This window comes from Stenotrophomonas sp. C9D9, assembly GCF_056491205.1.
This window is the reverse complement of sequence record NZ_JBSZIF010000006.1, coordinates 631,452-655,772: the sequence shown is the minus strand read 5'-3', so window position 1 is coordinate 655,772 and position 24,321 is coordinate 631,452. Positions and strand designations below refer to the sequence as shown.

21 protein-coding genes are annotated in these 24,321 nt (G+C 64.2%); 6 read left to right on the top strand and 15 right to left on the bottom strand.

Annotated elements, in window-relative coordinates; genetic code table 11:
• Positions 1–5: 5 nt before the first annotated feature.
• The 11 genes from ACXI0D_RS18520 to ACXI0D_RS18470 all read right to left on the bottom strand — a co-directional run bounded on the left by ACXI0D_RS18520 (position 6) and on the right by ACXI0D_RS18470 (position 9,326).
• Positions 6–257 carry a hypothetical protein gene (locus ACXI0D_RS18520; protein ID WP_147416382.1) on the bottom strand — a complete coding sequence of 84 codons (252 nt, stop codon included), beginning with the start codon at positions 255–257 and terminating at the stop codon, positions 6–8.
• A gap of 22 nt (positions 258–279) precedes the next feature.
• Positions 280–603, bottom strand: a complete 324-nt coding sequence (locus ACXI0D_RS18515) for a hypothetical protein (protein WP_479642934.1) — start codon at positions 601–603, stop codon at positions 280–282.
• A 329-nt stretch (positions 604–932) separates the two neighbouring features.
• Positions 933–1,664, bottom strand: a complete 732-nt coding sequence (locus ACXI0D_RS18510) for a hypothetical protein (RefSeq protein WP_479642933.1) — start codon at positions 1,662–1,664, stop codon at positions 933–935.
• A gap of 54 nt (positions 1,665–1,718) precedes the next feature.
• Entirely contained in the window at positions 1,719–2,345 is a 627-nt protein-coding gene (locus tag ACXI0D_RS18505; RefSeq protein ID WP_119006264.1) for a nucleotidyltransferase family protein, read from the bottom strand.
• Positions 2,321–3,382 (bottom strand): XdhC family protein, encoded by a 1,062-nt coding sequence (locus ACXI0D_RS18500; RefSeq protein WP_479642932.1) that lies wholly within the window; start codon positions 3,380–3,382, stop codon positions 2,321–2,323. Before ACXI0D_RS18500 ends, ACXI0D_RS18505 begins: the two co-directional genes overlap by 25 nt.
• A gap of 9 nt (positions 3,383–3,391) precedes the next feature.
• The gene (gene paoC, locus ACXI0D_RS18495) at positions 3,392–5,596 is read right to left on the bottom strand and encodes an aldehyde oxidoreductase molybdenum-binding subunit PaoC (RefSeq protein ID WP_479642931.1); all 2,205 of its coding nucleotides are present in this window, start codon (positions 5,594–5,596) and stop codon (positions 3,392–3,394) included.
• On the bottom strand, positions 5,596–6,546 hold the full coding sequence (locus ACXI0D_RS18490) for an FAD binding domain-containing protein (RefSeq protein WP_479642930.1): 951 nt from the start codon (positions 6,544–6,546) through the stop codon (positions 5,596–5,598). Before ACXI0D_RS18490 ends, paoC begins: the two co-directional genes overlap by 1 nt.
• Entirely contained in the window at positions 6,543–7,190 is a 648-nt protein-coding gene (gene paoA / locus ACXI0D_RS18485) for an aldehyde dehydrogenase iron-sulfur subunit PaoA (RefSeq protein WP_479642929.1), read from the bottom strand. Before paoA ends, ACXI0D_RS18490 begins: the two co-directional genes overlap by 4 nt.
• 367 nt (positions 7,191–7,557) lie before the next feature.
• Positions 7,558–7,890, bottom strand: a complete 333-nt coding sequence (locus ACXI0D_RS18480; protein WP_101765483.1) for a hypothetical protein — start codon at positions 7,888–7,890, stop codon at positions 7,558–7,560.
• A gap of 328 nt (positions 7,891–8,218) precedes the next feature.
• Complete coding sequence (locus ACXI0D_RS18475; RefSeq protein ID WP_479642928.1) at positions 8,219–8,695, bottom strand: nuclear transport factor 2 family protein; 477 nt, start codon at positions 8,693–8,695, stop codon at positions 8,219–8,221.
• A 61-nt stretch (positions 8,696–8,756) separates the two neighbouring features.
• Positions 8,757–9,326, bottom strand: coding sequence for a TetR/AcrR family transcriptional regulator (locus tag ACXI0D_RS18470; RefSeq protein ID WP_101765485.1), 570 nt, complete (start codon positions 9,324–9,326; stop codon positions 8,757–8,759).
• A gap of 168 nt (positions 9,327–9,494) precedes the next feature.
• Here ACXI0D_RS18470 and ACXI0D_RS18465 point away from each other — a divergent pair, with 168 nt between their 5' ends.
• Positions 9,495–10,448: an alpha/beta fold hydrolase gene (locus ACXI0D_RS18465; RefSeq protein WP_479642927.1), complete on the top strand. Its 954-nt coding sequence runs from the start codon at positions 9,495–9,497 to the stop codon at positions 10,446–10,448.
• Positions 10,449–10,554: 106 nt separating this feature from the next.
• On the opposite strand, the gene uvrA is transcribed toward ACXI0D_RS18465, so the two are convergent.
• The 3 genes from uvrA to ACXI0D_RS18450 all read right to left on the bottom strand — a co-directional run bounded on the left by uvrA (position 10,555) and on the right by ACXI0D_RS18450 (position 15,540).
• The gene (gene uvrA / locus ACXI0D_RS18460) at positions 10,555–13,203 is read right to left on the bottom strand and encodes an excinuclease ABC subunit UvrA (RefSeq protein ID WP_479642926.1); all 2,649 of its coding nucleotides are present in this window, start codon (positions 13,201–13,203) and stop codon (positions 10,555–10,557) included.
• Between the two features lie 247 nt (positions 13,204–13,450).
• Complete coding sequence (locus ACXI0D_RS18455; protein ID WP_259337353.1) at positions 13,451–14,062, bottom strand: DUF3313 family protein; 612 nt, start codon at positions 14,060–14,062, stop codon at positions 13,451–13,453.
• 392 nt (positions 14,063–14,454) lie between these two features.
• Positions 14,455–15,540, bottom strand: coding sequence for an AraC family transcriptional regulator (locus ACXI0D_RS18450; RefSeq protein ID WP_014037210.1), 1,086 nt, complete (start codon positions 15,538–15,540; stop codon positions 14,455–14,457).
• 382 nt (positions 15,541–15,922) lie between these two features.
• Between ACXI0D_RS18450 and ACXI0D_RS18445 the strand changes: the two genes are divergently transcribed.
• From ACXI0D_RS18445 to ACXI0D_RS18425, 5 genes are all read left to right on the top strand, one after another.
• The gene (locus tag ACXI0D_RS18445) at positions 15,923–17,011 is read left to right on the top strand and encodes an efflux RND transporter periplasmic adaptor subunit (protein ID WP_458220003.1); all 1,089 of its coding nucleotides are present in this window, start codon (positions 15,923–15,925) and stop codon (positions 17,009–17,011) included.
• Complete coding sequence (locus ACXI0D_RS18440; RefSeq protein WP_479642925.1) at positions 17,008–20,055, top strand: efflux RND transporter permease subunit; 3,048 nt, start codon at positions 17,008–17,010, stop codon at positions 20,053–20,055. Before ACXI0D_RS18445 ends, ACXI0D_RS18440 begins: the two co-directional genes overlap by 4 nt.
• A complete protein-coding gene (locus tag ACXI0D_RS18435) occupies positions 20,052–21,587 on the top strand; it encodes a TolC family protein (protein ID WP_458220004.1) in 1,536 nt (511 codons plus the stop codon). Before ACXI0D_RS18440 ends, ACXI0D_RS18435 begins: the two co-directional genes overlap by 4 nt.
• A 76-nt stretch (positions 21,588–21,663) precedes the next feature.
• Entirely contained in the window at positions 21,664–22,239 is a 576-nt protein-coding gene (locus tag ACXI0D_RS18430) for a TetR/AcrR family transcriptional regulator (protein ID WP_479642924.1), read from the top strand.
• Between the two features lie 56 nt (positions 22,240–22,295).
• Positions 22,296–22,952 (top strand): TetR family transcriptional regulator, encoded by a 657-nt coding sequence (locus ACXI0D_RS18425; RefSeq protein WP_479642923.1) that lies wholly within the window; start codon positions 22,296–22,298, stop codon positions 22,950–22,952.
• A 9-nt stretch (positions 22,953–22,961) separates the two neighbouring features.
• Here ACXI0D_RS18425 and ACXI0D_RS18420 read toward each other — a convergent pair whose 3' ends face one another.
• Positions 22,962–24,254 (bottom strand): NADH-quinone oxidoreductase subunit D, encoded by a 1,293-nt coding sequence (locus ACXI0D_RS18420; protein ID WP_479643106.1) that lies wholly within the window; start codon positions 24,252–24,254, stop codon positions 22,962–22,964.
• Positions 24,255–24,321: the final 67 nt, after the last annotated feature.

The following is a 24,321-nucleotide window of genomic DNA, read 5'->3' as shown; positions in this document are numbered from 1 at the left end:
AAGACCTATGATGCCTTCGCTTGCCGGAAACGAAGCAGGCCGACAGACCCGATTTTCCACATGGCAAATGCCACGCAAAGAGAGAAAGCGACAAACGCCAAGCCCGCAAACCCATAGTCTCGGCTACCTTCAGCAAGATCAATCAGCACGAAAGCAAGGAATACTGAATTCACGGCAGCCCCAAGGCAGGCAACCAGCCTGAGTGCCCAGAAGAACATGATGTAGTAAGCCTGAAGAAATCGATTGTATCTGCTCATTTCGTAGATGGATTCTCTCTTCCTATCGTTTTCTGGCACATCGCTGAGCCGCCATGCGAGCCGCTTGCTCTAGCTCGGAATCCGCGCCCTTCACTCCCTTCAGCGCGGCACTCTTGAGCCATGCGTACGCTTCATTGGATGACTCACAGTCCTGTTTGTCCCTCAACATGAAGAACACGTTGTACTGTGCAATCGGGTGCCCCAGCGCTGCGGCATAGACAAGCCACATATGGGAGCTGCCGGCCGTGCCTTTGCCCTCAAAGTGGCGTGAAATCCGAAACGCCGCCTCAGCGTCGCCTGCATCTGCGCGCCCAATCAACGTAAGTAGCTGCTTGTCATCAAGCACCGCAGCGCTGTCCGTTGCGATCGAGCCGTCAAGCTCAACTATCGGCCTGTCCGGCTGAGGGGGCACCTGCGCATTAACCAACCCGGCACCCGCCAGGCATATGAAAAGACCGGTTACCCTGCATATGGTCATTTGATGGCGCCGCCCTCGCTCATGAAATCCACCTGTTCCTCAAGATTGCTATTGTCCTTTCCACATGCGGGTGTTTTTCCGCAGTTCCCTTGATCTGGATGCCCAGAGCTTGTCTTGAAGAAGGGGGTGCGGGTTCTCGCTTGCGATGTGTCTGATGGGGCGCGATGTGGTGTGCGGTAGTCGAGCATTGCTCGACTCTACAGAGGCGCGGGCTGCGGCGGCTCAGGTTCGTGGTTGGAGCCTTCGAGCAAGGCGACGTAGGTGTCCAGGCGGATGCGCATGCTGATCAGCATCCAGCCCAACAGGTACAGAAGCACCATGGCGAGGATCAACAATCCGCCGACCAGACTGACGTCGAAGGCGCCTGCCCAGTCGCCCCATTTCCATCCCCGGAACTGCAAATAAAACGCTATGAGCAGCGGGAATGGCCCAAGGCGTTGCAGCCCGCCGTACATCAGGCCCATGCGCTCGATCATGTTGTTGCGCAGCTGACTGACATACTTGAGGCGGCGCTCGCGCTCAATGCGAGGGAAACGGCGAAGCTCGGTAACCACCGCTTGCCAGTGGGCGAAGTCACCGTCCATCTCCTTGGCGTGCGACAGCCGTGGCTGACTGAATTGGTGGATGCCTCTGCGGGCCGCCAGGGCGCCCCCAACAATGAAGCCCCCGATTTCGATTGCAAGGCAGGCAATAACCACCTGGAGTACCGCGCCAGTAGGCAACCACCGATCCGGAAGCTGAGCAGTAAGTATGCCGATGATCGCCGCACCCATGCCGATGCGAAACGACCAGGTCTCCACCCTCCCCGCCTTACGATAGATGCTATGTTCAACCAGCCCTTGCACCCGCTGGTAGAGCCAGTGGAAGGTCAGTTCCTGGTGCTTGGTCCTGTCCGGCGAATCGAATCCGCCCTCTGCCTGCATATCCATTGCGTCCCCCTGCCCGCCGGCGCAGATGCCGGCGCCACCATCGTAGCCGACGACTCACCTCCCGGCATCGATCCAGCCCGCAAGGCGCGCACGCGCGAGATCTTCTGGCGTGTCGATATCCAGGCCCAGCTCCGGCGCTTGAAGGACATGCACGGCATCGATGGGAAGCTGCCTCAAGCGCGCTCCGAAGCCGCGGTCACCGCTTGCACCCACCTGATTGAACCATGCGCGCGGCACCACTGCAGGAACGCCAAGGGCGTTTCCGTGACGGGTGCCAGCGCATCCTGACGCAGACGCGCTGACCCCCGAAAGCAACGCCTGCAGATGGGCGTGCTCGATCGCGGGCTGGTCGCATGCCACAACCATCACGGCGGCCACACTGGGCAGCAGGTGTGTGCCAGCAACCTGCAGGCTGCTGGCCAGGCCGCTTTCCCAGTGGTGGTTGGTTACCGGGGTGGCATCCAGTCCGGAAATACTGGATGTCACGGCCTGTGCGTTCCCGCCCACCACCACCAACACCTGCGCTGGCACGAGCTCCAGCGCCAGCCGCACCACGCGATGCACCAGGGTCTCGCCCTGCCGGGTCAGAAGCTGCTTGGGCTGGCCAAGCCGGGTGCTGCCGCCCGCAGCAAGCACGACGACCGCATGCGCGGCCGTCACGTGCCGGCGGTGCTTCGCCATTGCTGCAGCTGCGCGGCAATGCTGAGCGAAATCGCCTCCGGCCCCCGCCCGCCGATGTTGAGGCCGACCGGTGATCGAAGCCTGGAAGACAGGCGGTTGCGCTGATCCTGTGTCAGCAGTTTGAACAGATCCTCACGCCTTCGCCGCGGACCCAGAAGTCCAATGAAGGCAACCTCGGTATCGGCCAGGGCCACCAGCGCCTCGCGGTCCAGCTCGAAGTCGTGGTGCATCACCAGCACTGCGTCGCACGGGGCGGCATGGAGGGCCTCGGCCGGGCTCACCTGGAGCTGTGCATCCGCGCCCTGCCCTGCTGAGGACCAGCGCGCTCGTCGTTCGGCCACGCTGACCCGCCACCCCAGGCCCCGCAGCAACGGAACCAGGAAGGGCGTTTCGGGACCGCCCCCGAACAGCAGGGCCCGCGGAAGCCGGGGCAACGGCAAACGCCACGCTGCTTCTCCAAAGGACTGCGCCCCGTCCATCGGATGCAGCTGCCATGCCTGCTCGCAATGGCCGGCGCGGAAGACGATCTGCCCCGAGGTGCGAAGGTCGCGCTGGAGTGGCACCCCCTCGCGGAGCCATGCCTCGATCACGGCGTCGATGCCGGACATGGCACGCAATGGCAGGAGCGCAATCCGAAGCCGGCCGCGGCAGCCGAGCGCGGACCCACTCAACAGGTCATCGTCACTGCGGGTGTCGATCTCGATCCAGTCGACCTGCCCTGCCGCGCTCACCTGCTCCGCGCGGCGCGCGAGCTCGGGCTCCAGGCATCCGCCGCTGAGCCAGCCGACCTGGCTGCCGTTGCAGAACAGCACCATGTCACCGGCACCGGCGTAGGTGGAGCCATCGATTTCCAGCACCAGCGCGAGCACGGCGTGCTCCGCCGCGCGCAGGTGCGTCACCGCCGCCTCGAGCACGCCGCGCGGGCTTCCTTCGGTGAGGAAGCCCGGCGCCGCGGACAGGTGCCCGGCAGCCTGCCTGGGCTCCACTCCCTGTGCCGCAGAGGCCTCCAAGGCGGGTGGGGCCACGGGTCGGTCCATGCGCAACGGTCAGCCTACGTCGGGCAAGCCGGGCAACAGCTTGTCCAGGGTGATGGGATAGTTGCGCACGCGCACACCGGTGGCGTTGTAGACCGCATTGGCGATCGCGGCCCCGACCCCACAGATGCCCAGCTCACCGACACCCTTGGCTTTCATCGGCGAGATCACCGGGTCCAGCGTGTCGAGGAAGACCACCTGCTGGTGTGGAATATCGGCGTGTACGGGAACCTCGTAGCCCGCAAGGTCGTGGTTGATGAACAAGCCAAGCCGCTTGTCGACCACCAGTTCCTCCATCAGGGTCGCGCCTGCGCCCATCACCATCCCGCCGATGACCTGGCTGCGTGCGGACAGCGGGTTGAGGATCCGGCCGCCATCGCATACGGCAAGCATCCTGCGGATGCGCGTCTCTCCCGTGTAGGCATGCACGGCAACCTCGCAGAAATGCGCTGCATAGGTGCCGACGTCGTACCCCTGCTTGAAGTTGCCGAAGGCAATGCCGTCCTCTGCCGACAGTGTCCCCGCTTCGGCCAGCTCGATGGTCCGCCCACCCGCCTGGATACGGCCATTGGCGAAGTTTGCGGTATCGCCCTCGAAGCCCAGTTTCTCGCCCACCTTGCGGCGCAGGCTGACGCACGCCGCGTACACGCCTGCGGTGGAGCTTGCCGCGCCCCACTGGCCACCGGAACCGGCGGAGGCGGGATGACGGGAGTCGCCGAGGGTCACCTGGACCCGGTCCAGCGGCACGCCCATGGTCTCGGCTGCCGTCTGCGCGATGATCGTGTAGGAGCCGGTGCCGATGTCGGTCATGTCGGTTTCCACGATCACCCCGCCCTGGCCGTCAAGCCGGACCCGCGCCGCCGACTTCATCGTCGGTGCGCCGCGATAGCCTGCGGACACGCCCATTCCGACCAGCCAGTGCCCTTCCCTTACCTGCGCCGGCTTGGCGTTGCGCTTGTTCCAGTTGAAGCGTTCCGCGCCCTCGCGCAGGCAGCGCACCAGGTTGCGGTCGGAGAACTTCTTGCTCGGATCGCCGGGTACGACCTCGGGTTCGTTGAGGATGCGAAACGCGATCGGGTCGAGGCCCAGCTTCTCGGCCATTTCGTCCATCGCCACTTCCAGCGCCATGTGGCCCGGCGCTTCGCCCGGCGCGCGCATCGCATTGCCTTCGGGCATGTCGAGCGTGGCGATGTAGTTGGCCACCAGGCGGTTGGCGCCTGCATAGAGCTTGGGCGTCTGCAGGGTGCCGTTCTCGCCGTCCTCGCCGTTGATGTTGCCCGACCAGTTCTCATGGGCGATGGCGGAGACCCTGCCGTCTTTCGCGCAACCGATCCGGACGCGTTGGATGGTCGCGTGCCGGTGCGTGGTGTTGTTGGGCATCAATGGACGCTGCAACGCGATCTTCACCGGCCGCCCGACCTGCTTGGCGGCCAGTGCGGCCAGCACTGCATCGGCGCGGATGAACAGCTTGCCGCCGAAGCCGCCGCCGATATAGGGCGAGTCCACACGCACCTTGTCGGGATCGATGCCGAGGATCGCGGCCATGCCCTGCCTGGCCCAGTCGATCATCTGGTTCGAGGTCCACAGGGTGAGCGTGTCGCCTTCCCAGGCGGCGATGGTGGCGTGCGGCTCCATCATCGAATGACTTTCGTCGGCTGTGTGGTAGGTCTCGTCGAGCTTGACCGCCGCGCTCGCGTAAGCGCTGTCGAAATCACCCAGCGTCTGCCGGTCGGGCTTGCCACCGCGCCCCTTGGCCAGCGGCGCGGACGGCGCGAGCGCTGGGAAATCGAAGCGCCCCTTGCCGCGCTCGTAACGGGTGCGGATCAACGCCGCAGCGGCGCGGGCCTGCTCGAAGGTCTCGGCCACCACGCAGGCAATGGCCTGGTGGTAATGGGCGACCTCGGGCCCGCCGAACAGTGGCGCGTTGTTCCAGTTCGACTTGCCGACCGGCTTGGTTTCCGGTGCGGTGATGACCGCCAGCACGCCGGGGGCGGCACGTGCGCGGGAGACATCCATCGAGATGATGCGCCCCTTGCCGATGCCCGCGCCGACGATGTAGCCGTAGACCTGATTCGGCGCGACGTCATGGCGCTCGTAGGCATACGGGGCGGTGCCGGTGGTCTTGCGTGGGCCGTCGATGCGCGGCGTCGACTTGCCGACCACCTTGGCCTTGTCGAACAGGTTGTCGCCGGCGGGGGCGTTGAATTCGAGGGGCATCAGCGCTCTCCTTCGGCCAGGACGGCTGCGAGCGTGCGCTCGGCGAGCGCGATCTTGAACGCGTTCTCCTGCGTTGGACGGGCACCGGCGAACACCTGCCGGGTCGCGGCCTTCACGCCCTCGCGCAGCACCGGTTCGGCTGCCTCGATGCGCCACGGCTTCGGCGCGACCCCGCCGAACGCGAACCGCGCCGAGCCGTCACGCTGCAAGACCGCGGCGACCGACACCAGTGCGAACGCATAGGACGCGCGGTCACGCACCTTCTGGTACACGTGCCGGCCGCCCAGCGGTTCCGGCAGCGTGACGTGGGTGATCAGTTCACCGCGCTGCAGCACGTTGTCCTGCTGTGGCGTGTCGCCCGGGGAACGATGGAACTCGGCAATCGGGATGCTGCGCGTGCTGCCATCGCCCTTGACGGTCTGGATCGAGGCGTCCAGCACGCGCAGCGCCACCGCCATATCGCCCGGATAGGTCGCGATGCAACTGTCCGAGGTGCCGATCACGCCCATCTGCCGGGAGAACCCTTCGAGCGCGCCGCAGCCTGATCCGGGCAGGCGCTTGTTGCAGGGCAGATGGGGGTCGTAGAAGTACGGGCAACGGGTGCGCTGCAGCAGGTTGCCGCCGGTGGTGGCCTTGTTGCGCAGCTGCCCGGACGCGCCTGCCACGATTGCGCGGGTCAACACCGCATAGTCGCGGCGCACGCGCTCATGCGAGGCCAGCGCGGTATTGGTGACCAGCGTGCCGATGCGCAGGCCGCCGTCGTCTGTAGATTCGATCCTGTCCAGGCCGATGTCCTGCACGTCGACCAGGTGCGCGGGCGTCTCGACCTCCAGCTTCATCAGGTCGAGCAGGTTGGTTCCTCCCGCCAGGAACTTCGCGCCCTCGGTGCCGGCGACGGCCCTGGCGGCCTCGGCAGGAGACTTCGCGCGCTCGTAACTGAAGACCTTCATGAGCGCCCCCTTCCAGAGGCCGCGCCAGCGACCTCTTGCATCGCCTCGGCAATGTTGGAATACGCGCCGCAGCGGCAGAGGTTGCCGCTCATGCGTTCGCGCATTTCCACGTTGGTGGCCTGCGGCCGTGCGCTGACATCGGCCTGCGCATGGCTGGGGACACCGCGCTTGATCTCGTCCAGTACCGCCATGGCCGAACAGATCTGCCCCGGCGTGCAATACCCGCACTGGTAACCGTCATGCTTGATGAAGGCGGCCTGCATCGGATGCAGGTCATCAGGGGTTCCGAGGCCTTCGATGGTGGTGATGGCATCGCCCTGGTGCTGCACCGCCAGGCTGAGGCACGCATTGATGCGTTCACCGTTGACCAGCACGGTACAGGCGCCGCACTGACCGTGGTCGCAGCCCTTCTTGGTGCCGGTCAGTTTCAGATGTTCGCGCAGGGCGTCGAGCAGCGTCGTGCGGGTGTCCAGCTCGAGCTCACGATGCGTGCCGTTGACGGTCAACGCCACCGTGCTGATGACCGGCGGCCTGGGCGGCGGGGACGCCGCCAGTTCGGCGGCGAGCGATGATGCCCCCGGTGCGGCGGACATCGCCATGGTCGTGGCGCCGCCGGCGATCACCTGGCGACGCGTCAACTTCATTCCTTCGTCCCAACTTGGCACAGTGACCTCCTGGCGTTCGGGGAAACCCCGTGGCTGGATGGACGCGCTCATACTACCCAAGGGGCACTATGCCCGGCTGGGTAGTACAGATCTGTGAAGCCTGTCCAGGGTGTGCCTGCATCGTCGGCCGAGCCTGCTGGCCGGTCATCTTCAACGCCGCCTCTGGCAAACGTGCGCCTGGTGGACAGCGTATTGATGCCCGGGTAAAGCCGCCCAGACAGGCCCACAGCGCGCCGTGGGCTGGCCTGCGGAACTGCATCATGCGGCGCTCGGATACGGTGCCGCGTCGGTGGTCAGCAATCGCTGTGGTCCGGGCGAGCTGCCACGGCCGTGCGTGATGCTGGACTCATTGCCGTGTGGATCGACTGCGGGTAGAGGCCAGAAGGATGAGCAGCACATAGCAGGCCAACGCCCCCAGGGCCAGGCCCATGGCCTCGAGTTCCCAGTTCCTGCGGTACGGAGAAGGCCCGATGAAGGCCCAGATCAACACGAGCGCCCCAATCACGAGCATGGTCTTGTTGGCTGCTGAGATGAGCTTGGCAGCAGAGGGATACCCTAGATTGGGGTCGAACGGGCCGAGCATCCAGCCGAGGCTCTTGAAGTAGTCACGTGCAAGAAAGAACAGGAAGACAAACACCCCCATGAGCACGCTCGCCAGCAGCTGATAGTGCGGTTCCATGGCAGCCTCTTGAGGGGATCTGGCGTTTCCACGCGTGGACGCCCCGCAGCTTAGCCGGATTTACATGAGGAGTGCATCCGTTGGCCGGAAGCGGACGCTAGCGGCGCGGTTGAGGCGCGTGGCGTGGTGGCAGGCAATAGTCGAGCATGGCGCGACTCTACAGAGGCCCGCCAAGCGGGCCGAAGGGTTCATGGGAAGGCGGGCCACTGCGCAAGCGGTGGGCCAGGAACACGGCGTGTGCCGTGTGCGATCAGCCTAGGCAGCACACCGTTGCTGCGGTAGGCCCGTGGAGGGGGACGTGATGTTGCATTCCGGGAAGCAATGCGAATCACATGCCCAGATCAGACAGCCCCGGATGATCATCGGGGCGGCGCCCCAGCGGCCAGTGGAACCTGCGGTCACTTTCCTTGATCGGCATGTCGTTGATGCACGAAAAGCGGCCTTGCATCAGGCCATCGGCGCCGAATTCCCAGTTCTCGTTTCCATAGGAACGGAACCAGTTGCCGGAGTCGTCATGCCACTCATAGGCGTAGCGCACGGCAATACGGTTGTCGGTGAAGGCCCATAGCTCCTTGATCAGCCGGTACTCAAGCTCCTTTTTCCACTTGCGGGCCAGGAAGTGCCGGGCCTCCTCGCGGCCATGGGTGAACTCGGCGCGATTTCGCCACTCGGTATCCAGCGAATAGGCCAGCGAAACCTTGTCCGCATCGCGGGAGTTCCAGCCATCCTCGGCAAGACGCACTTTCTCGATGGCCGATTCACGGGTGAACGGGGGGAGCGGCGGACGGGGTGCTTCAATGGACATGGTGGAGCCTCCAATCAAGTGGATGAACGGGGTGCTTCGACGGGTTTTGATGACTCAGGCGTCAGCGCCTGGCCTGCTCCAACAACACCTTTGCAACATCCCTTGCAGTGTCTGCGGCGGTGTAGTCGCCCATCACGCGCGAGACGGTGATGGCGCCTTCCATGAGAACCAGCAGCTGCCGCGCCAGTGCGTCTGGCTGCTTGATATCCAGTTGCGTGGTGAGTTCCAGCGTGTAATCGAGCAGCTTCTGCTTGTGATGTTTTGCGATGTGGCGAATCGGATCGTCGGGATCGCCGACTTCGCCTGCGGTGTTGATGAAGGCGCAGCCGCGATAGCCCTCGGACTGGAACCAGCCCTTGAGCACGGTGAACATGCCGAGGATGCGTGCTTCCGGGGTGTCAGCCTTGTCGCACTCCTGCTGGAACCAGGCGAGCCAGCGCACGTCGCGCGCGTTCAGTGCCGCAGCGGCCACCTGGTCCTTGTTTTCAAAGTGTCGGTAGATGCTCTTTCGGGCAACGCCGGAGGTCTTCACCAGCAGGTCCATGCCAGTGGCGTGGATCCCGTTCTGGTAGATCAGCGCCTCGGCCGTGGCCAGGATCTTCTGCGCGGTGTCGGTGCCGGTCTTGTGCATGGCTGCAAGGTAGAACGAGCGTTCTCCCTTGTCAACGGGCAATGGTTGGCGGTTCGTGTGTGCACAACCGTGCAAGACGATCTATCAAGAAATCCGGACAGTTCATCACCCAGGCGCCTGATTGTTGGCGCAAAGTACGCCTCACCACCCACCCATGAGAGTTCCCCCATGAACACCTTCGCCCGCACCCTGGCCATTGCCGCCCTCGCCCTCTCGGTCCAGGCCGGCCTGTCCGCGCAGGCCGCCGAACCGGCCACGCCGGCGGCAGTCACCAGCATCGCGCGCACCGCCAGCTACATCACCACCGCCGATGGCGTGCAGCTCTACTACAAGGACTGGGGCCCCAAGGACGGCCCGGTCGTTACCTTCAGCCACGGCTGGCCGTTGAACTCGGACAGCTGGGAATCGCAGATGATCTTCCTGGCCAACCACGGCTACCGCGTCATCGCCCATGACCGTCGTGGCCACGGCCGTTCCAGCCAGCCGTGGGATGGCAACGACATGGATCACTACGCCGATGACCTGGCCACGGTGATCAACACGCTGGACCTGCACGATGTCACCCTGGTGGGCTTCTCCACTGGCGGCGGCGAAGTGGCGCGCTACATCGGCCGCCATGGCACCGGCCGGGTGAAGAAGGCGGTACTGATCAGTTCGGTGCCGCCGCTCATGCTGAAGACCGCCGACAACCCCAATGGCCTGCCGATGGAAGTGTTCGATGGCATCCGCAAGGCGCAGATGGACAACCGCGCACAGCTGTACAAGGACATCCCGTCGGGCCCGTTCTACGGCTTCAACCGCCCGGGCGCGAAGGTGTCGCAGGGCCTGATCGATGCATGGTGGGCGCAGGGCATGCAGGGGGGCCACAAGAACACCTACGATTCGATCGCCGCGTTCTCGGCCACCGACTTCCGCGCCGACCTGAAGAAGTTCGACGTGCCGACGCTGGTGATCCACGGTGATGACGACCAGATCGTGCCGCTCGACATCTCCGGCCGCCAGTCGGCGAAGCTGATCAAGGGCGCCCGGCTGATTGTGTACCCGGGTGCGCCGCATGGCCTGACCGATACCCACAAGGACAAGGTCAACCAGGATCTGCTGACGTTCCTGCAGGAAAAGTAAACAACAGGGGCTCCGGCAATGTGCCGGAGCCCGTTTCCTGTTGAAAGGCGCTGCCTCGATGCTGGCCTTCCGGCGCCGGACATCGATAGCCGAGCATGGCTCGGCGCTACAGGGAAGCCAGCTCCTTCGCCAGGAACGGCGCCGTTCTGCTGCCTTTGGCGCGCGCCACCTGTTGCGGCGTTCCCTTCGCGACGATGGTGCCCCCTGCCCCGCCAGCGCCGGGGCCTACATCAATCACCCAGTCCGCCTGTGCGACCGCGCGCATGTCATGCTCGATCATCACCACCGTATTGCCCGCGTCCACCAGCCGCTGCAGCTGCACCAACAGCCTGTCTGCGTCCGATGCATGCAGGCCGGTGGTGGGTTCATCCAGCACATACAGCGTGCGCCCGCGCTGGCTGCGCTGCAGCTCGGTGGCGAGCTTGATGCGCTGGGCCTCGCCGCCTGAAAGTTCGGTGGCCGGCTGGCCCAGCCGCAGGTAGCCCAGGCCGATCTCCTGCAGCAACTGCAGCGGGCGGGCAATGGCATCCTCTTCATTGAAGAACGCATGCGCCTGGTCAACCGTCATCTGCAGGACGTCGGCGATGTTGCGGTCGTTCCACTGCACCTTCAGCGTGGCTTCGTTGTAGCGGGCACCATGACAGGTCGGGCACGGCGCATAGACGCTGGGCATGAACAGCAGTTCGACGCTGACGAACCCCTCGCCCTCGCAGGTCTCGCACCGGCCCTTGGCCACGTTGAACGAGAAGCGGCCCGCATCGAAACGGCGTCGGCGCGCGGCGGGCGTGGCGGCGAACAGCTTGCGCACGTGATCGAACAGCCCGGTATAGGTGGCCAGGTTGGAGCGTGGCGTGCGGCCAATGGGCTTCTGGTCGACCTGCACCACCCGCTGGATGGCGTCCATATCGCCTGCCAATGTGCCCCGCGTCGTTTCGATCACGGTCGGCCCGTCGGTGGGCGCGCTATCGGCGTTGTCGTCCGCAGGCTCATGCCCGAGGTGCAGCAGCAACAGCTCGGGTAGCACCTGCGCCATCAGGCTGGACTTGCCGGAACCGGAAATGCCGGTCACGGCCGTCAGCAGCCCCAGCGGCACCTGTGCGTCCACGCCCTGCAGGTTGTGGCGGTGGATGCCCTTCAGTTCCAGCCAGCTGTTCGCGTTGCGCTGCCGGCTGGCGGGTGCCGGCACCTGGTCGAACAGGTACTGCGCCGTGCGCGACTCCTGGATCTGGCGCAGGCCGTCCGGCTCGCCACTGTAGAGAACGCGTCCGCCGTGTTCCCCTGCCTGCGGCCCTACATCCACCAGCCACTGCGCGCGGCGCATCAGCTCCAGGTCATGTTCAACGACGAACACCGAGTTTCCGCCATCGCGAAGCCGTTCCAGCGCGTCGTACAGCGCCTGGCTGTCGGCCGGATGCAGGCCGGCCGAGGGCTCGTCGAGTACGTACAGCACGCCAAACAGCAGCGAGCTGAGCTGGGTGGCCAGCCGCAGGCGTTGCAGTTCGCCGGCCGACAGGGTTGGCGTGGCGCGGTCCAGCGAGAGATACCCCAGGCCCAGGTCACGCAATTGGCGTACACGGGCCATGACCCCGCCTGCCAGTCGTTGTGCTGCCAGGCGCTTCTCTTCGGACAGGGCTGAGGTCAGCCGCACGTCGGGGGCCCCCTCGTGAGTCGCCTGGCCACACGCGGCCCTCCGGGCGCGATCGCGGGGTGTCGCGCTCCTGCTGGTGCGAGCGCCCTTGCTGTGCGCGCCGAAATCACCTTGTGCGATGGGCTCCAGCAGCGCCGCCAGCTGGTCCAGCGGCAGCCGCATGAACTCACCGATATCCACGCCGGCAAAGGTGACCGAGAGCGCCTCCGGCTTCAGGCGCTTTCCGTGGCAGGCCGGGCACAACCGGCCTTCCATGTAGCGCGACACGCGCTTGCGCATCAGTGCGCTCTGGGTGTTGGCAAAGGTGTGCAGCACGTAGCGGCGTGCGCCGGTATAGGTGCCCATGTAGCTGGGCTCCTGCTTGCGCTTGAGCGCAGCACGCGTCTCTGCGGGCGTGAACCCGGCATAGACCGGCACGCTGGGAGCTTCCTCGGTGAACAGGATCCAGTCCCGGTCCTTTTTGGGCAGCTTCTTCCACGGCACGTCGATGTCGTAGCCCAGCGTCACCAGGATGTCGCGCAGGTTCTGGCCATGCCAGGCCGGCGGCCAGGAGGCGATGGCGCGCTCGCGGATGCTCAGCGAGGGGTCCGGAACCATCAGTGCTTCGGTCACTTCGTAGACATGCCCCAGGCCATGGCAGGTGCTGCAGGCGCCCTGTGGCGTGTTGGGTGAGAAGTCCTCGGCGTACAGCATGGGCTGGTTGGCCGGGTACGCACCCGCACGCGAGTACATCATGCGCACCAGGCTGGACAGGGTGGTCACGCTGCCCACTGACGAACGCGCATTGCTGGCCCCGCGCTGCTGCTGCAGGGCCACTGCCGGCGGCAGGCCATCGATGGCGTCCACATCCGGCACGCCCGCCTGATCGATCAGGCGCCTGGCATACGGCGCAACGGACTCGAAGTAGCGCCGCTGCGCCTCTGCAAAGACGGTACCGAAGGCCAACGATGACTTGCCGGAACCTGATACGCCGGAGAACACCACCAGTGCATTGCGCGGAATGGAGACGTCGACATTCTTGAGGTTGTGTTCGCGCGCACCGCGCACCTCGACGCAACCGCTGGCGGCGGCAGCGCATGACGATTCACCAAAGGGGGTGTTGGACATTTCAGCGTTCCTGCATTCGGTGGGCGGGCCGCACAATGGGCGCGCCCGGTAGGCCATTCTCGCCGCTGTGGAGTGAATGGTGTGAGGGTACGGGCTTCCCCTGCCCTCGAGCGGCATACCCCCTGCACTTCCCCCTTCGTACGCAGTTGCGCGGCCAAGGGCTAGAGTGAGCCATCTACGCGATGGGAGGGCGACAGGCACCCCGATGTACTTGGCTGGGCCGCCACCGCGGCATCGGTGGCGCTCTTCATCCGGCCGATGGTGAAACAGGCTGGCGTGGTCTCACCATCGGCGCAATGAATTCCACCACATCAATCGCAAGCCGACCGGCAAGCGCCTTGGCATGGCCATCCGGTGTGTAGCTTTTTCGGATGTCTCTCATGTCCGCCTCGTCGGCCAGCAGCAGGAGTGCTACCTGCCTGCCAGTGCTAGCGTCGATCGCCTCGATCTCGAGGGAAAGCCGCCCCTTGCTTACCGGCCCCACAAGGACCGATGTGGCAATGTTCAGGCCAGCAGAGGCCTCCTTCACCGAGGTGATCCTTGCAAGCAGCAACAGCCCTGTTCCCGGCTGCCCTGCCCCGGTCAGGCTCCGGCCCAGGCGCCTGTCGATCTGCCGCTGCAGCTGACTGCTTACGGCAGCCTTGAGGCGCTCGCCAATGCCCGGGCCCAGCGTTGCGGCCACCTCTGGCATCAGCAGTACGGGTGCGAGAGTCACCGTCTGAAAGCGCCCATGCGAGCTGCCCGCTGGCACGATCTCCATCCGGCGCTCGCCGTGCATGGTGAGCCCTGCATAGGTCCTGGCCTGGTTTGACCTGACAACGTGAACCTGGCTGCATGCGGCCAGCAACAGCATTGCCATGCCTGCAATGATCCATGGGACCCGCTGCCGCCAGCTGCCTGTTGTGCCGCGCCTGGCAGGCCGTGCATTTTTCAGAGTGGCGGATCGATGAATGGCTGATGCAGGACCAGGGTATTGGGGATTTGCGGAGTGCATTGCTTTCGCAGGTTGTGTGGAAAGGAATCAACCGAGAAGAAATCTCGCGGCGATCTTCGATTCAAACAGCCGTATGCGCTTCATGGTTCTACCCAGGTGATGGAGGGGGCTGGGGAGGACCGAACACGTACAGGTACAATTGATCGCGATGGCGCATCCACTGCCGGCAGCATGAGCTGGTCGTCGAGCCGGTGTGGTTGGGTGGCCAGGCTTCCAACGATGGCCCTCCGCAGCGCGGGAACCGAGGTGGATGCTGCCTACCTGGATTCCCGGAACTCGGTCGGCAGGCAGCCTGCCCAACGCTTGAATGCGCGCCGGAATGCGCGGGCATCGGAATATCCAACCGCCTCTGCAATCTCGGCGATGCTCAACTCTGAGTTCAGCAGGAGGTCGCGGGCACGTTCATATCTCGCTTCGTCCCGAATCTCCCGATAGCTGGAATCCTGCCGGCTCAGGCGGCGGCGGAGCGTTCTTTCGCTGACATTGATCAGGCTCGCAAGTTCACTCTGCTTGGTCGTTGCCTCGATATCACATCGAAGATGGCTCGACAGGGATTCAACAATCTCATTGCGCCCCCCTCGCGTTGGAAGAAGTGAATCCAACTGCTCCCGGACAATTCTTGAATTGACCCGATCAAATCCGGGCAAGCGCGCGCTCAACCAATGTGAGTCTATGGTCAGGCGATTGACGCCAGCATCGAAGCGCACAGGGCACTGGAAGAATCGTCGATAGACTTCAGGATCAGACGGTTTGGGGAGGGAGAAATCAACCCTGAGTGGCGCGAATGATGGTCCAACCACGTATCTGCTGACCGCAACGAATCCGGCGAACGCGTCCTCGACCAGTACTGACTCCAGTTGAATGTCGAATCGTTTGAACCGGACTTCCATTCTCACCTCCCTTCCCACCTCCTCCACCGTGTGGATCAGCATCGAGCCGATTGCCTGCTGATGGGTGAGGCCGTATGTCAGTGCATCGCCGTAGGTCTCGCAGGTGAGCATTGCCAATCCGGGTACGCCCCATGAAATAGGCGTCTGTCTGGCCCCCAATGCCAGGCCCAGCGCAGGTTCGCCCAGCAAACGCTCAGCCCGCATGAACAACTGGCGCATCTGCCGATAGGACAGCCTCACGTCCCTCATCGATAGATCTCGATAAGTGAAGCCGAGCCCGCGGCATAGCTCCTCTGGAGAGAACCCGCGGTCCTCGACCAGGCCGAGGATCGCCCTCGCCCCTGTGGGCACTATCTCTGCAATCTGCGATTCGCTTGCGGAATTTGGATCTTCAGAAGCATGGAGAGCGACAGCATCCAGCGCGGCATCCTCGCCGGCGACAGGCCAGTCCATGGATGCCGGCAGATTCTTGGGGATAGGGGCCATCACGTATTCGAAAGGTAGTTCGACATCGACATAGTCGGGCCGCGAGGGGACCTGTTTCAACGTGGCGGACACATTCTGACCTTTTGGGTCCCCCGCCCGTCCTCCAATGTCCCTTCGAGGGCACCAGCAGTAACAACGCCCTCACGTCGCTGACCAGATTCAGGCGGGGACGCCACCTGCCACGAGGGATCAGCAGGTGTGCCATCTGTCCCAGTTGACCTGTTCAAGCCCCTGTGTGTCCAGAACTGTCCTGTTCGTGGTGCAGGTGTCCCCCTAAATTTACGCCGCCTGCAGACCCGACGGCGCCGAACCGGTCTGTGGAACCGACCACCCATGCAAGGAACCGAACGTGAAGACCCATATGACTCGGTCGTTGGTGCCTCGTCTCAGCGCACTGGCCATTGCCCTGTCCGCGATGACGGGCTGCTCCGACACACCGGAAAGCGCCGCGCCCGAAGCACGTACCGCGTACGTCGCATCCGTTCGACAGGCCACTGGCGATCAGCGCTCTTACATCGGCACCGTACGCGCCACGCAGCGAGGACAGCTGTCCTTCCCGGTTTCCGGAAAGGTATCTGCAGTACTCGTTGAACCTGGCGATGCCGTAAAGAAAGGCGAGGTGCTGGCCCGCCTGGATTCCATCCCATTCGCAGCACAGGAGGCCTCCGCCGCAGGTGACGTTGCACGGGCGCAGGCGGCATTGGACGAGGTCCAGCGTCGCGTTGAGCGATTCAATGTTGCAGAGAAGGCCGATGCGCTCAGCCCGGCGGAGATGACCGCAGCGAAGGCCGAACTGGCGGCCGCCAAGGCGGCTGTTCGAAACGCCCGCGCGCAGCACGAACTTGCCGGCTGGTCACAGGGGGAGGCCACGCTGCGAGCCACCTTCGATGGAGTGGTCGCCGCCCGCAACGTTGAAGTTGGACAGTCCGTGGGCCCCGGCGCTGTTGCCATCCAGGTCGATGGTGCGGGCCGTGAGCTGTCTGTCGCGATTCCGGGCAGCGCTCGCCTGGATGTTGGGCAGATGGTCAATCTGATCAGCGGCTCGGACACCGTGGCGAGCAAGGTGCTGCGTGTCGACGGACGCGTCGACGCCGGCGGCGTGCGTACGGCGTACGTCGCAGTTCCCGAGGCGGCGACCGTGGGCTCGACCTGGTCGGTCCAGATCACTGGCGCGGATGCGGGCCCGGCCAGGCTCCAGGTGCCATTTCGTGCTGTCCTGCCGTCTGCCGTTGGCGGTAAGGGGCAGGTGCTTCGGCTGGCAAAAGATGGCAAGACGACCGAAATTGCTGAAGTGAGCCTGGGTCAGTACCACGGCGACTGGATCGAGGTGAGTGGGCAGATTTCCGCCGGTCAGCGCGTCGTGGTCGCGGGTGCCAAGGCCATCCGCCCCGGCACGCAGATCAAGCCCGTCGACATGAAGATGGGATCAGAACAATGAGCCTCTCCTCATTCTCACTGGCGCGTCCACGACTGACTCTGCTGGCGATCATGGCGATCGTCCTCACCGGCCTCATTCTGGCGCTGGACTTCCCGTCCACTGAAGAGCCTCCCATCACCATTCGCACGGCGACGGTACTCAGCTTCATGCCAGGAGCCGGCGTGGACCGGGTCGAGCAGCTTGTCGCTCGCCCGATCGAGGAGAGCATTCGGGGAATGCCGGAGGTCAAGCGCATCCGGACGACTGTTCGTCCAGGTTTTGCGTTCACCTACGTTGATCTTTACCCCACCGTGGAATCGGAAAAGATCCCCATCGTGTGGCAGCGCTTGCGCTCACGCATGGGGGACATCCAGAGCCAGCTTCCCGAGGGAACGATTGGCCCGGTCGTGGACGACGAATTCGGGCGCGTCGCGGTGATGACCATGGGCCTGACCGGCGAAGGCTACAGCGCAGGCGAGCTTCGGGCAGAAGCCCGCCGCCTGCGCGATGAACTGTTCCGGCTGCCCGGGGTGGAGCGTGTCTCGCTGCATGGCGTGAGGGACGAGCAGGTCCAGATCATCCTGGACGTGCCCTCCCTGGCTGCGCGCGGGCTCAACCCCAATGTGATTGCCGATGCGGTTTCCAAGCGCAATGTCATCGCGCCGGCGGGTTACGTCGAGATCGGGGGGTCGGAGATTGCGCTCAACGTGAGCGGTGACGCCGACAACCCCTCCCAGCTGAAGAGCACGCCGATTCCGCTGCCGAAGGGTGGCTCGGTGCCTCTGGGCGCCCTTGCGCGAGTGGAACGGGTGACCCAGGACCCGCCGATGACCGGCGCATTCGTCAATGGCACGCCGGCCGTCGTAATAGCGGTCTCCATGGCACCAGGACTCAACGTAGTCAGCTTCGCCGATCTGCTGCGCGGCGACGTTGAACGGCTTTCGGAAACGCTGCCGGCCGGCATGCAGCTTGTCCAGATCACGGATCAGGCCGAGGTTGTTTCCACCCAGCTGCTGCGTGTTGCCAAGGTTTTCCTGGAGACCCTGGCCATCGTCATGGCGGTCGTCGTGCTGTTCCTTGGAATGAGGACCGGCCTGATCGTCAGCGCCATCGTGCCGACCACGGTGCTGGGGACGATGGCAATCATGAAGATCCTGAACATCGATCTGCACATGATCTCGGTGGGTGCAATCATCATTGCCCTGGGCCTGTTCGTTGACAACGCGATCGTGGTTGCCGAGGACATGGAGCGGCGGCTCTCGCTGGGTGAGTCGCCGGACCAGGCTGCCGCTCACGCAGGCAGCACGATGTTCGTGCCGCTTCTGGTTTCTTCGCTGGCGATCATCCTCGCGTTCATGCCGCTGGCCATCTCCAGCACGGAAACCGGCGAGTATCTGCGCAGCCTCGGCATCGTGATGGCCATCGCGCTGCTGTTGTCGCTGGTCATCGGCGTTACCCTGATTCCGCTGCTGTGCAAGTACTTTGCCCATCACCATGCCGAACTCAGCCGCACCGCACGCGCGGTCGAGCGGCTGACGGGCTGGTACCGCGGCAAGGTCCGCTGGATCCTGGGGCACAAGGCCATCTACATCGGCGTAATGGTTGCACTGCTGGCAACCTCCGGCTGGTTGTTCACCACCGTCCCCAACGAGCTGATGCCGCCGTCCGAGCGCCATCAGCTGCAGATGGCCATTGAGCTTTCCCCGGATTCCAGTCCGGCCAATACGATGGCGGTTGCTCACCAGATCAGCAAGGTACTGGCCGACGAGAAGCTCGTTCCGGAGATCTCCAGCCATGCCCTGTACATGGGCGATGGTGGTCCACGCTTCATCCTGGCACTGAATCCCCCTACTCCCGCAGGACACCGCGCGTATGCCGTGCTGTCCCTTGCGAAGGGCGTCAAGCATGAAGCGGCCATTGAGCGGCTGCGTTCTGTGATGGCAACACACTTCCCGGACGTGCGGGTGGAGCCCAAGCGATTCTCGATGGGATCTTCGGATGCCGGCGTTGCGACGTTCCGCATCTCCAGCAGCGACGGCGCACATCGGATTGCCGCCGAGAAGCTGCTGCGCACGCTGCAGGACACGCCGGGGATGGTGGATGTATCCAGCGATGCCGAACGCCAGGTTGTCCAGCTTGATGTAGACGTCGATCAGCCCAAGGCCCAAGCCGCTGGCATCAGCAGTGCGGACATCGCAAAGAGCATGGACATGCTGCTGACCGGCGCGACGATCTCCCGCTATCGTGAGGGCGACACCGTTCTCCCGGTCATCCTCCGCGGAGAGGCGGCGCTGCGCACGGATATCGGCCAGCTTGAGGCACTCCCGATCCAGAAGGCGGATGGCAGCGGAAGCGTGCCCCTTGGCCAGGTGGCCAAGCTTCGGTTGGCGCCGCAGCTGTCTTCAATCCAGCGAGTGAACCAGACGCGCGCGGTCACCGTACTTGCAAAGAGCTCCGAGCTGACGGCCCAGGGGATCGCGGACAAGGTGGAGCCGCTTCTTTCCGAATTCCGCAGGCAGGGCGTGCGGGTTGAACTCGGTGGCGAGATCGAAGAAAGCAAGAGTGCCAACGAAGGCATCGAGAAGCTGCTCCCGCTCTGCCTTGCTGCCATGTTCCTGTTGTTCGTATGGCAGTTCGAGAGCATCCGCAAGAGCCTGATCGTCCTGGCGAGCATTCCGTTCGTGGTCATCGGCGCGACCTTGGCACTCAAGCTGAGTGGCACCAGCCTGACCTTCATCGGAACACTGGGGCTGCTCGCACTTGCTGGCATCATCGTCAACAACGCGATTCTGCTCATCGATGCGATCGACGAAGGCCAGTGCGATGGCTTGCCTCCTCTCCAGGCCATTGAAGAGGCTGCGGCCAAGCGCCTGCGCCCCATCGTGATGACCAAGATGGTCTGCATTCTCGGCCTTGTCCCGCTGCTGCTGTTTGGCGGTTCCATGTGGACCAGCATGTCGATCGTGATGATCGGCGGCCTGGCCCTTGGAACGCTGATCACGCTGGGTCTCATTCCAGCGCTGTATGCCGCGCTCTACCGCATTCACCCGGCCGAGGAGGCATGATCATGTCTATTGGAAATCGAGTTGCCTGCCTGTCGATTGCTGTGCTCGTGGCGCTGTCTTCTGGCTGCGCCTCTGTGGCCCCCAGGACCGAGATCCCTGACGCTGCAGCCCGGCATCATGTGGGCCAGGCCCCCACGCCGGCGGCGCTGGACGCGGATGTCCTGCCCGGGACGCCCAACAGGCAATGGTGGAAGGACTTCTCCGACCCCAACCTGGATGCACTGGTGAGCCTGGCCATGCGTGGGAATCATGACCTGAAGTCTGCCCTTGCCGCCGTGGTGGAAGCGCGGGCGCTGGCAGGCGCGGCGCGCAAGGACTATCTGCCGAGCGGTGCGCTGCAGGTCAAGGCCGAAGCCATGCAGTCCGCCCAGATCGAAGCGGATCCCTATCGCCAGGATCTTCCCCGCCCCCCTTCCCAGAGACTGCTGTCCGCCGGACAGATGTTCTCCTGGGAACTGGATCTGTTCGGGCGCATTGGCACCGCCGCAGCCATGGCCGATCGCAAGGCCGATGCGGCGGCGGCTGACGCGAGGTCGGCTGCCGCAGTGCTCCAGGCCGAGATTGCGAAGAACTACTTCCTGCTCAGGATGGACCAGATCAACCTGTCCTCTCTTGAGCGCGAGGTTGAGCTGAGCAAGGCCCGCGTTGTGCGCGTGAAGGCGCGGTATGCGGCCGGGCTGGTCGATCGCAGGGAGGCGCTTGCGGTCGAATCCGAACATGCCGAGCTGGTGGCGCAGGAGGCGGCAACCGTTACCCGGCTGCAGGCGGACAGGGCCGCATTGGCGGTTCTTGCGGGCCGCTCGCCGACCGCGCGGGACGACACTTGGGAGGCGTTGCTGGCCCCGGCTCCTCTGCCGGCCCCGCCGGGTCTTGCATCGCTTGCGCAGCCGACCGACCTCCTGGCGAGGCGGCCTGACGTCGCCAAGGCCGATGCACTGCTGCGAGCAAGCCTTGGCAACGTCGTACTCGCCGAGCGCGCGCACCTTCCGCGCCTCACGCTGAATGTCTTCGGCGGCATCCTTGCACCGTTCGGTTCGCTGGGCGATTCCAGTGCAAAGCGCTTCTCTGCCGGCCCGGAGCTTCAGTGGGAGTGGCTGAGCTTTGGCCGGAAAAAGGCCAGGGAGGAAGCCGCTCGCGCCGGCAGCGATCAGAGCTGGCATGCGTTCGAGCAGACCGTGCTGACTGCGCTGAAGGAGAGTGAGGACTCCCTGCATGCGTGGACGAGTTCCAACGTCAGGATGCAACAGGCGGTGAATGCCGAGGCACTCAGCAGCAGATCTTCGGCCTATGCTTCTTCCCGCGTGGACGCCGGAATCGAACCGAAGGATGCCGGCCTGCAGCAGCAGGCGCTGCACGAGAAGGCGCGCAGAGAGCTTGCGGCGGCACAGGCCGGGCTGCTGATGGCCCACGTGCAGGTGCAACTGGCACTGGGGGCATGGCAGCCCGAGAAGGCGGACCCGGAGATTGAATTCGGCAGGCCTATCGCTTCCCGGAAGAGCGCCGAAAGCGAAGCATCCGCGGCGCATCACTGACTGGCTCGAACGGCAACCCGCCAGGCCGTACCGGCCTGGCGGATCGTTGGTCGCCCGCTACATGAGGAAAGCTCTCTTGAACGCTACCCATAGTTCGTCCGTGCGTGTGCCCGGCATACTCATCCGCGAAACGGCAGCGCTTATCGTCCGCAACGGTCGGTCTTCGGTCACTGTCAGTGAGATTCTTGAATTCTCGGGCGTGAGCCGTGGCGCGATGTTCCATCACTTCTACTCCAAGCAGGATCTCATCGATGCCACTTTCGCCAGCTGGCTCCATGGATTCAGCCTGGATGTAGAGCAGAAGATGCGTACCAACGGCCTCCGGCATGGCGCCTTTACAAATGCTTACGTGGAATCTGTCGTGGAAGGCTGCAGACGGCACGACGTTGCAATGCTCTCGGCCCTGATCATTCGCCTGGACCTCACGCAGTTGCCGGCGTTGCAGTGGATCGAGTGGATGAAGAAGAAGCTGGCCACCGAGCCGTCCGAGGCGGACGATCCCGCGCTGAAGTCTGCGCGTCTCGCCGCCGATGGTCTCTGGCTTGGCTCACTGTCCTGCCCTGCCCCCGCCAATGAACCGAAGATCGACATTCAAGCGCCGCAGATCCCGGTACAGCGCTGTGGCCATGGTCCGTCCCATCGCCTTGTCTAAGGACGATCAGGACGCGCGGCCACGGGCTCATCGAACGGCAGGGATGCAACCGTGCCATGGCTAGAAGAACCAGGCAAGACGCACACGCCACGCGTGAGAGGATTCTCGATGCCGCACTGGTGTGCCTACTGCGCCACGGAGCCGCGGGCGCAACGTTGGAGCTGATCGCCACCGAGTGCGGCCATTCGCGCGGCGCGATCTACTGGCACTTCGGGTCCCGGCAGAACCTGCTGGGTGAACTCTTCGCGCGAGGGCGGCCAGATGCATCCGAAGGACTGCGGGAGGTCGCCATCCGGCAGTGTAGTGACCCGTTCAAGCTTCTGTTTGCGGACCTGGTCAGGGTCTTTGATCACACGTGCCGCACCCCACGCGTTCGTCGAACGGTTGAGCTTCTCCTGCGCTCTGGTGCATCACGTGAGCTGGGCGGCATAGGCGACGTGCTCGCAGCGTGCGCCATGCCGGAGGTCCGCATGCTGGAGCTTGTATACCAGCGCGCAGGGGCACTGGGCCAGCTCCGCGAGGGCGTTGATACAGCCACTGCGGCGCGTAACCTTCATGCGATCGCGGTCGGCGTTCTGCTGGGATCAATCCTGGAGCCCGGTATCCTCGACCTGGAGATGGGCGCGGCAAGCACCGTGGAAGACCTGCTCAGGCTGCACATGGCTGTTCCCTTCGCGACTGCCGGAACGTGGTTCACCCCATGTGCGGGCTGAGCCGGTTCCTCATCGATCCACTTCGCCGAACACAATGTCGTAGGTGCCAATCATGGCGACGACATCCGCCAGCATGTGGCCCCTGACGATTTCATCCAGAGAAGAGAGGTGAGCGAAGCCGGGAGCACGCAGGTGCACCCGGAACGGCTTGTTGGCGCCATCGGAGATCAGGTAGCAACCGAACTCGCCCTTGGGCGCCTCGACCGCTGCGTAGGTTTCACCTGCCGGCACCTGGTAGCCCTCGCTGAAGAGCTTGAAATGATGGATCAGCGCTTCCATGTCGGACTTCATCTCCTGCCGGGACGGCGGCGCCACCTTGAAGTTGTGGACCATCACCGGGCCGGGGTTGGCGCGAAGCCAGGCGACACATTGCCTGATGATGCGGTTGGACTGCCGCATCTCCGCGACCCGGCACAGGTAGCGGTCATAGCAGTCACCGGCGGTGCCGATCGGAATGTCGAAGTCAACGGCATCGTACTTCGCGTAGGGGCGCTTCTTCCTCAGATCCCATGCCACGCCCGAGCCTCTCAGCATCACCCCGGTCATTCCCCAGTCCATGGCCTGCTGCGGGCTCACGACGCCAATGCCCACCGTACGTTGCTTCCAGATTCTGTTGTCGGTGAGTAGGGTTTCGTACTCGTCAATCCGGTTCGGGAACTCGCGGGTAAAATTCTCGATGAAATCGAGCAGCGACCCCTCCCTCGCGGCATTCAACCGCCGCAGCTGCTTCCCCGTCTTCCAGCGCGACTCCTTGTACTTCGGCATCTGCTCAGGCAGGTCACGGTACACGCCACCTGGCCGATAGTAGGTGGCATGCATTCGAGCACCGGATACCGCCTCGTAGCAGTCCATCAGCTCTTCGCGCTCCCGGAATGCATAGAGCATCACGGCCATGGCACCAAGGTCCAGCGCGCCCGTTCCGATGTTCATGAGGTGATTGAGGATCCGGGTGATCTCATCGAACATCGTACGGATGTACTGTGCCCGGATCGGCGCTTCGATTCCCAGAAGGGTTTCGATCGCGCGTACGTAGGCATGTTCATTGCACATCATGGATACGTAGTCCAGCCGATCCATGTAGCCGATGGACTGGTTGAAGGGCTTGGACTCCGCCAGCTTCTCAGTGCCCCGGTGCAGCAGGCCCACATGCGGATCCGCGCGCACGACTGTCTCGCCATCCATCTCAAGCACAAGGCGCAGGACCCCGTGGGCCGCGGGATGCTGGGGGCCGAGGTTCATCACGTAGTTACGGATCTCGGTATCCCGGCGACCATCGCGTATGGGGGCGGGCCCGCCCGCCATCGTCCTTTCAGTGTTCATCCAATAGCTTCCGTAGACCGAACGCATTCAGCGGAAGTGCTTAATGCTC

What these genes read in the sequence shown, in the direction of transcription:
- ACXI0D_RS18465 (WP_479642927.1), top strand. Translation starts at nt 9,495, where the DNA reads ATGAACACCTTCGCCCGCACCCTGGCCATTGCCGCCCTCGCCCTCTCG.
- ACXI0D_RS18470 (WP_101765485.1), bottom strand. Translation starts at nt 9,326, where the DNA reads ATGCACAAGACCGGCACCGACACCGCGCAGAAGATCCTGGCCACGGCC.
- ACXI0D_RS18505 (WP_119006264.1), bottom strand. Translation starts at nt 2,345, where the DNA reads ATGGCGAAGCACCGCCGGCACGTGACGGCCGCGCATGCGGTCGTCGTG.
- ACXI0D_RS18420 (WP_479643106.1), bottom strand. Translation starts at nt 24,254, where the DNA reads ATGGCGGGCGGGCCCGCCCCCATACGCGATGGTCGCCGGGATACCGAG.
- paoC (WP_479642931.1), bottom strand. Translation starts at nt 5,596, where the DNA reads ATGCCCCTCGAATTCAACGCCCCCGCCGGCGACAACCTGTTCGACAAG.
- ACXI0D_RS18500 (WP_479642932.1), bottom strand. Translation starts at nt 3,382, where the DNA reads ATGGACCGACCCGTGGCCCCACCCGCCTTGGAGGCCTCTGCGGCACAG.
- ACXI0D_RS18475 (WP_479642928.1), bottom strand. Translation starts at nt 8,695, where the DNA reads ATGTCCATTGAAGCACCCCGTCCGCCGCTCCCCCCGTTCACCCGTGAA.
- ACXI0D_RS18490 (WP_479642930.1), bottom strand. Translation starts at nt 6,546, where the DNA reads ATGAAGGTCTTCAGTTACGAGCGCGCGAAGTCTCCTGCCGAGGCCGCC.
- ACXI0D_RS18440 (WP_479642925.1), top strand. Translation starts at nt 17,008, where the DNA reads ATGAGCCTCTCCTCATTCTCACTGGCGCGTCCACGACTGACTCTGCTG.
- uvrA (WP_479642926.1), bottom strand. Translation starts at nt 13,203, where the DNA reads ATGTCCAACACCCCCTTTGGTGAATCGTCATGCGCTGCCGCCGCCAGC.
- ACXI0D_RS18425 (WP_479642923.1), top strand. Translation starts at nt 22,296, where the DNA reads ATGGCTAGAAGAACCAGGCAAGACGCACACGCCACGCGTGAGAGGATT.
- ACXI0D_RS18520 (WP_147416382.1), bottom strand. Translation starts at nt 257, where the DNA reads ATGAGCAGATACAATCGATTTCTTCAGGCTTACTACATCATGTTCTTC.
- ACXI0D_RS18435 (WP_458220004.1), top strand. Translation starts at nt 20,052, where the DNA reads ATGATCATGTCTATTGGAAATCGAGTTGCCTGCCTGTCGATTGCTGTG.
- ACXI0D_RS18455 (WP_259337353.1), bottom strand. Translation starts at nt 14,062, where the DNA reads ATGGCAATGCTGTTGCTGGCCGCATGCAGCCAGGTTCACGTTGTCAGG.
- ACXI0D_RS18450 (WP_014037210.1), bottom strand. Translation starts at nt 15,540, where the DNA reads ATGGACTGGCCTGTCGCCGGCGAGGATGCCGCGCTGGATGCTGTCGCT.
- paoA (WP_479642929.1), bottom strand. Translation starts at nt 7,190, where the DNA reads ATGAAGTTGACGCGTCGCCAGGTGATCGCCGGCGGCGCCACGACCATG.
- ACXI0D_RS18510 (WP_479642933.1), bottom strand. Translation starts at nt 1,664, where the DNA reads ATGGATATGCAGGCAGAGGGCGGATTCGATTCGCCGGACAGGACCAAG.
- ACXI0D_RS18480 (WP_101765483.1), bottom strand. Translation starts at nt 7,890, where the DNA reads ATGGAACCGCACTATCAGCTGCTGGCGAGCGTGCTCATGGGGGTGTTT.